Origin of the sequence: Kurthia sibirica (assembly GCF_003143975.1) — a bacterium.
In the GTDB taxonomy this organism is placed as follows: Bacteria; Bacillota; Bacilli; order Bacillales_A; family Planococcaceae; genus Kurthia; species Kurthia sibirica.
This window is the reverse complement of sequence record NZ_QFVR01000039.1, coordinates 1-8,877: the sequence shown is the minus strand read 5'-3', so window position 1 is coordinate 8,877 and position 8,877 is coordinate 1. Positions and strand designations below refer to the sequence as shown.

Here is an 8,877-nt window from a genome sequence, read left to right as displayed (position 1 = left end):
AAATCTGCAATTTCAGCCATCGTCACACCTTTTTGAAACATATGAATGACAAAGGATTCGAGTGTATCGTTAGAGCGCTTATAAGGCGCCACTGTCTGTTGATTAAACTCACCGTTACGATCACGAGGAATCGTGACCTGAAGGTCACCGTACTCTGTATGCAGTGTTCGATCGTATGAGCCATTCCGTGAATTCCCTGAATTAAAACCAATCCGATCATATTTTTCATAATCTAAAAAGGCTGTTAGCTCCGTAGTCAGTAACGTATTAACTGCTGTTTCTAAATGTGATCGAAACACCTCGGTAATATCTTGTTTTTGGACTAGTGCTTGAACAATATCTGATGTAAACTTAGTCATAGGGAAGACCTCTTTTATAGAATTGATTGTGGTGACTTAATTCTACCAAGAAAAGGTCTTCCTTTTTGTATTTATTCATTTACACAAGATATTTTACACTCCCTTTTATACTACCTAATTTTATATTAAAAGTAAATATTTTCATTTTTGTTGTAATATATATTAGAAGAAGTAAAGGTTATTTCTAGATTAGCAGCTATTTTGTTTGATAAAATAATTTCCGTTCATTTAATGTTTCAAATCCGAAATTTGAAGTTAATCTAATCAAATTAATTTCTTAATTCTTATAATAATATTACCCATTTTCGATAACCGACTTAAAGTTCCAAACTAAAAAAGTAAGGTAAATCCGAAAACCTTATCAAATTTCACTTTTCCCTTTCACTTCTTCTAAAAAAATAAACAAACTATCCAACTTTTCCATTTTAAATCTCGGCGGTATTGCAATTGGATTTATCCGTACCCATTGAATAATTTCATATACTTCCTATACGTATTAGGTGAATATTCATTAGCTGCTCTATCTAAATTTCCGTTAGACACTAATTTTACAAACTTCTTCATATTATTTTTTATGTTGGGTTTTTCACTTAGTTTATAAATAATTGATTCTAAATCAGAATATGAGTAAAAGTCTCCAGTAGGGAAAATTTTAAAAAGGTATTTTTCCATATACCCTTGGTACTTCGCTTTTCTAAAATAATTCCTTAAATTCCTTTCTTCCCCCTTTTTTGATTTTTGATATTGTAAATGAGCTTTTTCTATACATACTTCAAACCTAATTACTCCAACTTCCCATTTCATTGGCGGTTTATTATTTGCCATGCGTTCTACCTCTTTGTCATATACGATTATATGAAGGCTTTTATTTTTATGGTATTGCGAAGTTGAATACTTTTTTTCTTTTTTCAAATGGTTTACTTTCTTTTTTAATTTCTTAAAGAGTTCATAATAAATCTTTCTAAGCTTGTCATCCTGTACCATCACATCTAACCGATAATCAATTCTAAGTAGGTTATGTTGCTCAAATTAGTCGACTCTTTTATTCAGTTGAATCTCTTCACCAACGTCATTTGACAAAGAGCCTAATATCACTGTCCCCATAAAAATCCCGTTTATGTCTAATATGATTTTTATCTAACTTTATTGAAAGTTCTGCCGTATGAATCATAATTTCCCCTCCTTAGTTAAGCGTTTAATCTTCCATAAATATAGTAATACCATGGATCTCACAGTTTTTATTGCGCAAATTCATCCGCTTATTTATTGTTTTTAATCACTAATTAAACTAGCGATTTTTCATTCTACAAATCTAAGAGCAAAATTATTCTAAAAAATAAGTTACATCTCGAAAAATATCAAAATTGGAGGGTTTCTACTATTAAAAGTACTATTTAAAATGTTCTCAAGGTAACATCTGATTTACTGGAGAAGATAGATAAAATGTAGATATAAAATAGTAGAAAAATCATCTTATGCAACGTAAGCCCGTAATTAAATAACGCGTATAAACAACCAGGTATCTCCAGAACGATAAACATATCAATTAATGGTGGTGCTTTCTTATGCCAACAAGACGTAAAGCCTATCGGCGATGGATTTTTCGCCTTTCTTCGGTAAAAATACCATAGCGGAAGCAGCTGCATATACATTCTGAGTTAAAGGTCTTTTTTGAAAATGGGGACGTCACAATTGATAACAATCCTGCTGAAAATGCGATTCGTCCAAATGTCATTCATTGCAAAAACTAGCCCTTCTCTGTGAGTGAGGCAGGAGCTAAAGCTAATGCTGATGCCATCTGTTTAAGCTTTGCTAAAACGGCAAAAGCAAACGGAATTGATTTATATCAATTTTTGGGGAAGCTGATAACGGTGGTACCAAATTTACCGTTTCATCAACAAACTGAGATTTTACATAACTACATGCCATGGTCAGAAAATATTCAAACCACATGTACAAAATAGTCAGCTATCCGAAAAAAATTCAGATAACTAGCCATTCGTCGTGCGCACCGTAAATGTGCGCTATTTTTTATATTTCGTGCTTACTATATACAATTAACAGTAGACGAGTATTATTGGGGGATTGATTATTGTCGAGGTAGTTCGGAATATGAAAATGGATTAAAATTAATCATGCATGTTGAAAAGATTTCTAGTCGTAATGGGAATCGTGTTGAGCTTGGGCATGCAATGACGTACAACGCGGGATTAGAAAGTGCTAGAAAATGTGGAATAGTAGGCGGAAGCCTCCAAATTGATGATAAAACAAAGAAAAAAATTCGAACATTATTTAAAGCAGGTGAAAGGGCTAAGATATTGCGAAGGAATATGGAATAGACAGAGCAACGATGTATAAAATACTTTACCAAATATGGTTATAAAGTGGTAAAATGAGGGTGATGATAGTGGGTTTAAGAAGGAGGTCTATTATGAGCTTTTTTAATCAAAGAATGAAAGCTTTCGCTTCAACTACGTCGGATACTTTAATTAATCCAGTCGACTTGTTTAATAAGAAATTAGTTCATCAAAAGGGATATGACTTTTTACGAGACAATCAAACAGAGTTATTAAAGAAATGGGATGCTAGAAGAGAAGAAAGAGATATCGTAGGATTAATGGATACTGGATCAGGAAAAACTTTGATTGGTTTATTGATGCTTTTTTCAAAAGCTCAAGAAATTAAAGAACCAGTTGTTTATTTATGTCCTGATAATCAACTAGTAGAGCAAGTTTGTACACAAGCAAGTTTATATGGAATACCAGTGTGTCAAATTGAGAAGAATGAATATGGAAGACAAGAATTCCCTTCAGAATTTAGTAATAGTGAAGCAGTATTAGTGACTACTTTCGAGAGATTATTCAATGGCAAATCTATCTTCGGTGTTAACGGAAGCACAAATAGAGAGATTCAAAATATTGGAGCTTTATTAATAGATGATGCTCATGAATGTGTAAAAAAGGCTAGAAGTAAGTCTACGATAACAATCAAAAAAGACAAACAGCCTGAATTATTTAATGATATTTTGAATATATTCAATGATGCTCTTGCTTATCAAGGTGTTGGGGCATTAGCTAGTATAAGAAGAGGTGAGGTTTCAGTTATAAAGCAAGTTCCATACTGGGCTTGGAAAAACAGTATTGGTTCAATTCAAGCTTTATTGGAGAGTTATAATAAAAAAGCTCACCCTAATATTTATTTCAATTTTAATTTAATTAGCAATAATCTTGATAATTGTGAGTGCTTTATAAGTGGTAATTCAATAGAAATCACACCCATGTTAATACCCACTGAAAATATTCCATCTTATGAAGATGCAAAGTATAGATATATCTTATCGGCTACATTAGGTAATAACTATGAACTAATTAGAGAATTGGGTATTGATAAAGCTTCTATTGAAAATCCTATCATTGTTGATAATGTAAGTATGGGAGAACGATTAATCATCTCTCCAAAAAGGATACACAAAGAAATTACTGATAATGAGATCAGAGAACTATGTAAAGAATATTCAAATTATACTAATGTAGCTATTATAGTACCAAATGAAACAAAGGCATCTCCTTGGATAGATAAAGGTGCGAAACTGATAAAGACTGAAAATATAATCAATGATCTTAACACTCTTAAATCTACTAATAAAGAGAATTTTATTGTATTTATGAATAGATATGATGGAATAGATATGATTGATTCAATGTGTAGAATTTTAGTTATTGACGGTATGCCTACTAAGGAGTCTTTAAAAGAAAAACTAGATGCGCCGTATAGAAAAGATTCAATATTGACTAATCTAAAAAGAGCTCAAACTATTGAACAAGGGCTAGGGAGAGCGGTACGTTCCGGAACAGATCATTGCGTATCAATACTAATGAGTAGTGATCTATTAGGTTTTATTAGTATTAATAAAAATAAAGAGTTGTTTAGTCCAAGCGTACAAGCTCAATTAGACTTCGGTCTCAATTTAACTGAAAATGTTACTGTTACAAAAAAAGAAGCTATTGAGATTGTTAAAGAATCAGTAGCGACTTGTTTAAAAGCTGAGGAAGACTGGAGACAGTTTCATAAAAATATGATAAATGAAGCTCAACAAAAATACTCCAAAGTAGATCTGACAAATATGATAAATATAGCAGAGTATGAAAAAAATGCTATAAGAGCTTCGATTAGAAAACAGGTTCAAGTTATAGATGATAATATGAGAGATATCACTACTTTAACTGATGGTACATCAGATGAAGGTTGGATGTATCAATTTTATGCGCAGTTATTAAATGATGTAGATACAAATAGAGCTCAAGATTTACAATTAAGAGCTTTTGAAGCTAATGACTCATTGATAAGGCCTTTAACTTTTGTGAAATCTAGAAGAGTTAAGCGTTATAGTGATCAATTGTCTGAATTCAAAAAACGTATCCATCAATATGAAAAGGGAACTGATATTGCGATAAAAGTTGATAATATTATATCCTTATTATTATATTCCCCTCAATTATATTACAAAGAGTTTGAAAAAGCATTCCAAGAGTTAGGGGGATTTTTAGGATTTGATTCTACACAACCTGATATGGGAACAAATGATGGACCGGATAACTTTTGGAGAATGGAAAACGTTGACTTAGTTATAGAATGTAAGAATAATAGTATTAATAATATTTCAAGACAAGAAACAGAACAAATGTCGTCTTCTACACGATGGTATAAAGAAAGATACGCTGAAGAAGAACGTATGAAACCTATTATGCTCCATAGAAGTGATCTTTTAGAAAATAATGCTTATGCCAATGAAGAATTTGTAGTAATAAATGAAAGTAAATTAGAAATGCTTAAAACCAATTTGAGAGGTATAAGTGAAGAATTGTCTTGTAAGTCACCTAACATGTGGTTAGATAACGAATTAGATACTCTCTTAACTAAATATCATTTAGATGAAAAAAGTTTTGTAGACTATTATTCAACAAATGTAAAAAGAACGTAACAGAAAAAGCTTGGAGCGCCCTATTTTAATGGGAATTATTCAAGATTTCCCCTTTAATAATACATAGTTTTTTCGTAATGTTATAAAGTTTTAATACTATTTATATTTCGGGCTTACTATGCAACTGTATAAATCTTTTTTTACACAAATGCACTCGTTCCATGTCATGCATACAGGGGCTGTGTTCTAATCTTTATATTTCGTGCTTAGCTTCCTCTAAAAACTAGTAGTACAGACCATTACTTTGGTCCGTACTACTAGTGTTAGTATGTTTTGCTACAAATTCAACTTTTTGTTTGGTTCTGAAATATAAACGGAAATTTTTGAGCCAGCATCGGCAATATAGACTTCACGATTACCTACTTTAAACTTTTTGTGGAATTACTTTAATACAGCTTTATCTCTTTTGTAACCTTTTTCTACAATGTCGTAAACCTTATTTGAGTTTGCTCCGAAGAATAAACGAGTAATTTCCTTGAAAGCATAAGGTGTAAGATTTTGAATTTGCACTTCGTCACTACAAGAACACCAATAATTTAGTTGAATCTGATAATCTTTGTGTTTCTCGCTATATCTTACTGTCATTGAATTCGAAGTTCCATATGGGAACATAATTGCAACATTATTTGCTTTTTCAAATCCAAGTTCATTAACTAAAATGTCGATATTCGCTTTGTAGTTTGTCGTAAAGCTTTTTGATTTAGCTTTAAACGGCTTGATTCCAGCTGGTAATGGATACTTCGAGTTCACATCTTGGTAAAGGCCAGTAGGTGACTTCTTCCAATGATTCGGAACAAATTGATCTTCCTTATCAACTGGCTTCGTCGGCTCTTTAAATGTTCCTATGTAAACAATATATACCTCGCCTTTTTTTACTACTTTCACTTCGTAGCCAAATAATTGAGTCAATGTTTCCATAGGCACAAACAGATCAGAACCTATTTTGATAACCTGTAAATCAGTAGGTGTCGTAATCCCTTTAGATTCTTTTACATGCAAATATGCATCCTTACCGTTAACTTTTACCTCTATACTAGCTAATGTAAATTCAAATTTTTCTTTTCCTTTAATCACAATGCCCTCGTTATTAGTTGAGTCTACCGCTTTATAATTGTCGCCCATACCTTCAACAGCAACTTTTAGAGGAATTGCCATATGACGAACAACGCTACGCTAGACAAGTCGAAAACTTAATTGAATCGATGAAAACTACGAAAGTAGAAAAGTCGTTTGAACGTCATCGTGATCGTATTGGTGAGATTATTAAACAACACATATCTCCATCACCAGTATTAGATCGACTGTTAAAAGAAGCACATCCATAGGGCGCGGTATTAGATGTACCTTATCCTGATAGTTCATACTATAATGGTACATTTCATGGATTCATTAATGGTGAAAAGGATGTTGTAAAGTCTCCATTGCGAGATCGTTTATTACGTAAAGTGCATATGTATGGCGGCATGTTAGATATTCCTTATTCAACAGGCTATTATTATCAATGTATCGTTAGAAAACCGTGGGAAAAATATCAGACACAACCACCTGTAATCACACCGCCTGAAAATGGTTGTGGTTCTAATAACGGTGATAAAGTGGAATTCCCTTATGATCCGACACAAGAAATTTTAGATAGTTATATGCAAAAAGTTGTAAAATTTTCAGACAAAAATATTGAAAGTCTACGCAAAAGATCGAGTTCAGAAATAAGTCGAATAAACTTTGAGGCGAATATGACTAAAATTCCTAGTCAATATACAGAATTAACATTATACTATCGAAATTTATATAACGAAATTGTAGGACAATGATATTTTTTGTGGGCTGCTTGAAAAGTCAGATGAAAATCTGATTTCTCGGCAGTCTTTTTATTATGGGTATCCATTAATTAATAAAAGAAACCAAAGTAGATAAGTTTCACTATTTTTGCTGTGATGATAATTGATACAAAATATAATATATCCAAAGTTAAGGCTTTACAAGCTTTGACGGATAGTTTATCTGTTGGACGGACGATTAATAATATATTTTTCATATGAATTCAAGTCCTTAATTCGGATTATTTCAATAATTATATCACGGAAGTATATCCGTAAAAATACATTTATTGAAGCGGTAAAAGTTGCTCCTTGTCTCCTTTAGCCGAGGGGGATATTGCCGAGCAGAAATCCGCCTAAACCCTTGATATAACTGATTTTCATTTTTAAAAATGAAAAACTTTTTTCAAGTTTCTTTAAAAATAATTTCATCATTTTTTCACTAAATCTAAACTTTTTTCTGCTTGGAATAAACTGCAATAGTTTTTTACTTTCTATTCCTCCCAAAAAAGTTATTTAACACTTACACAACAATTATATAAGACTTGGTTAAATCTTATATAACTATTGTGTAACTTTTCAAATTTAATTTCCTCGCTTATTTTTCACATTTCAACCAAATCCCTCTACATGACCTGTATTCCAGAACATATATACTTATTACACAACATTTAAACAACTGTTAGATAAGTATTAAATAAATCTTGAATAAACTTTTGTTTGATTACGTTTTCCTATCCACTCTCCACTCCTTCAATATTCACCATTCCAAAAATCTCTTTAATCATACAGATTTTAATAACAATTTGATAAAAGCTATCATTTTTTCACGCAAAATTCATTATAAAAAGCTTTTTAACTTCTAAAAAGTTTACGGAAAATCATCGAAACTATTCGAAATTTTATGGAAAAATCCATTATCTCAATTAAAGTTTTAGTTTTTTTCTTATAATCCTCATTATTCCATAAAGAATATCAAAACAAATGTAAATATCAAATTTCTAACAAATATTTTCTTTGAATACTCCCCCTACTTTCAATTCTTGGAGAAGTTTTTAGATCCCACACTTTTTTTGGAATCAACCATTCCTAAGTAGGATAGAATGTCGTAAATAGTAAAAATACATTTTACAATAATTCCGTTTTAAATGCTTGGTTAAAGAAGTTCCAAAGTCAGCATAACCTAAAACAAGTAACGATTCATGGGCTTCGGCATACATGTGCTACCATTAAATATTATCAAAATGAAGATATAAAATTTATTCAATATTTTTTAGGTCACACTTCATTAAAAACAACTGTAGATACGTATATTCATTGTATTCCTGAATTAAGTAGATACTCTTTACCAATCACAAGCAATAAAGCTTGCTGAACTAAATAATAACATTACATGGGGCTGCCTCATATGTCCTTTTGAAGTGTAATCATATGAAATTGAAAAGGCAGAAATGTTGTTAAATCAATGTTTCTGCCTTTCAATTTTTATTCGTTTTTGGCTAAAAAAATCCTTTGGAACAGCCCCAATTTCCTCTTATTATTTGACATCTATACTATTCTAAATAGATACGATTATTGGTAATCTACACATTTTGGAATGTCAACACTAAACTGGACAAAAATTATAGGGGCTGTTGCTTGAATTCCACAGGCGTTAAATAACCTAGTGTTCCGTGAATTCGTAGGTTGTTAAACCAGTGTACGTAATCCCAAAGTTCAA

Annotated in this window: 8 protein-coding genes and 1 pseudogene; 5 read left to right on the top strand and 4 right to left on the bottom strand. The window is 31.5% G+C overall.

All coding sequences use genetic code 11. The features are described from left to right. A partial coding sequence (locus tag DEX24_RS16425) for a transposase (protein WP_211310125.1) occupies window positions 1-359 on the bottom strand: 359 nt, incomplete at its 3' end. A 453-nt stretch (window positions 360-812) separates the two neighbouring features. Further along, window positions 813-1,184 (bottom strand): hypothetical protein, encoded by a 372-nt coding sequence (locus DEX24_RS16420; protein ID WP_146193014.1) that lies wholly within the window; start codon window positions 1,182-1,184, stop codon window positions 813-815. An 815-nt stretch (window positions 1,185-1,999) separates the two neighbouring features. On the opposite strand from DEX24_RS16420, the gene DEX24_RS17925 reads away from it, so the two are divergent. Next, complete coding sequence (locus tag DEX24_RS17925) at window positions 2,000-2,110, top strand: IS66 family transposase (protein ID WP_222592628.1); 111 nt, start codon at window positions 2,000-2,002, stop codon at window positions 2,108-2,110. A gap of 680 nt (window positions 2,111-2,790) precedes the next feature. Beyond that, a complete protein-coding gene (locus DEX24_RS16405; protein ID WP_170112986.1) occupies window positions 2,791-5,340 on the top strand; it encodes a DEAD/DEAH box helicase in 2,550 nt (849 codons plus the stop codon). A 381-nt stretch (window positions 5,341-5,721) separates the two neighbouring features. Here DEX24_RS16405 and DEX24_RS16400 read toward each other — a convergent pair whose 3' ends face one another. Next, on the bottom strand, window positions 5,722-6,495 hold the full coding sequence (locus DEX24_RS16400) for a stalk domain-containing protein (protein ID WP_109307461.1): 774 nt from the start codon (window positions 6,493-6,495) through the stop codon (window positions 5,722-5,724). On the opposite strand from DEX24_RS16400, the gene DEX24_RS17325 reads away from it, so the two are divergent. From DEX24_RS17325 to DEX24_RS17920, 3 genes and pseudogenes are all read left to right on the top strand, one after another. Then, complete coding sequence (locus DEX24_RS17325) at window positions 6,489-6,665, top strand: hypothetical protein (protein WP_170112985.1); 177 nt, start codon at window positions 6,489-6,491, stop codon at window positions 6,663-6,665. The genes DEX24_RS16400 and DEX24_RS17325 overlap by 7 nt on opposite strands. Window positions 6,666-6,761: 96 nt before the next feature. Then, complete coding sequence (locus DEX24_RS16395) at window positions 6,762-7,151, top strand: hypothetical protein (RefSeq protein ID WP_109307460.1); 390 nt, start codon at window positions 6,762-6,764, stop codon at window positions 7,149-7,151. A gap of 1,147 nt (window positions 7,152-8,298) precedes the next feature. Then, window positions 8,299-8,532, top strand: a pseudogene (locus DEX24_RS17920) (tyrosine-type recombinase/integrase); the annotation flags it as partial. Between the two features lie 247 nt (window positions 8,533-8,779). Here the strand turns inward: DEX24_RS17920 and DEX24_RS16380 are convergent. Next, window positions 8,780-8,877 (bottom strand): IS3 family transposase (locus tag DEX24_RS16380; RefSeq protein WP_146193013.1); only part of this gene is annotated, 98 nt, incomplete at its 5' end.

What these genes read in the sequence shown, in the direction of transcription:
- DEX24_RS16420 (WP_146193014.1), bottom strand. Translation starts at nt 1,184, where the DNA reads ATGGCAAATAATAAACCGCCAATGAAATGGGAAGTTGGAGTAATTAGG.
- DEX24_RS16405 (WP_170112986.1), top strand. Translation starts at nt 2,791, where the DNA reads ATGAGCTTTTTTAATCAAAGAATGAAAGCTTTCGCTTCAACTACGTCG.
- DEX24_RS16400 (WP_109307461.1), bottom strand. Translation starts at nt 6,495, where the DNA reads ATGGCAATTCCTCTAAAAGTTGCTGTTGAAGGTATGGGCGACAATTAT.